The 1,031-nt window shown below is 65.6% G+C and carries 1 protein-coding gene; it reads right to left on the bottom strand.

The annotated features are described in order from the left end of the window. Nucleotides 1–1,031 (bottom strand): flavodoxin-dependent (E)-4-hydroxy-3-methylbut-2-enyl-diphosphate synthase (gene ispG, locus GA0115234_RS10685; RefSeq protein WP_093540681.1); only part of this gene is annotated, 1,031 nt, incomplete at both ends.

Here is a 1,031-nt window from a genome sequence, read left to right as displayed (position 1 = left end):
CTCGGCGATCTTCAGGGCTTCCTCGATCAGCGTCTCGACGATCTTCGACTCGGGCACCGTCTTGATGACCTCGCCCTTCACGAAGATCTGCCCCTTGCCATTGCCGGAAGCGACACCCAGATCCGCCTCGCGCGCCTCGCCCGGACCGTTGACGACACAACCCATCACGGCCACCCGCAACGGCACCTCCATGCCCTCAAGACCCGCCGACACCTGATCAGCCAGCTTGTACACATCCACCTGCGCCCGCCCGCACGACGGACAGGACACGATCTCCAGCCGCCGCTGCTTCAGATTCAGCGACTCCAGGATCTGGATCCCGACCTTGACCTCCTCGGCCGGCGGCGCCGACAACGACACCCGGATCGTGTCCCCGATCCCCTCCGACAACAGCGCACCGAACGCCACCGCCGACTTGATCGTCCCCTGGAACGCCGGACCCGCCTCCGTCACCCCCAGATGCAACGGATAGTCACAACGAGCCGCCAGCTGACGGTACGCATTCACCATCACCACCGGATCGTTGTGCTTCACCGAGATCTTGATGTCCCGGAAACCGTGCTCCTCGAAGAGCGACGCCTCCCACAACGCCGACTCCACCAACGCCTCCGGCGTCGCCTTCCCGTACTTCGCCAGCAACCGCGCATCCAGCGAACCCGCGTTCACACCGATCCGGATCGGCGTCCCCGCGTCCCCCGCCGCCCGCGCGATCTCCTTCACCTTGTCGTCGAACTGCTTGATGTTCCCCGGATTCACCCGCACCGCGGCACAACCCGCATCGATCGCCGCGAACACATACTTCGGCTGGAAATGAATATCCGCGATCACCGGGATCTGCGACTTCCTCGCGATCACCGCCAACGCGTCCGCGTCGTCCTGCGTCGGACACGCCACCCGCACGATCTGACAGCCCGACGCCGTCAGCTCCGCGATCTGCTGCAACGTCGCACCGATGTCCGACGTACGCGTCGTCGTCATCGACTGCACCGACACCGGCGCGTCCCCGCCCACCGCAACCGACCCGACCTGGA

Origin of the sequence: Streptomyces sp. DvalAA-43 (assembly GCF_900091725.1) — a bacterium.
Classification (GTDB): Bacteria; Actinomycetota; Actinomycetes; order Streptomycetales; family Streptomycetaceae; genus Streptomyces; species Streptomyces pulveraceus.
This window is presented reverse-complemented; position numbering and strand designations above follow the sequence as displayed.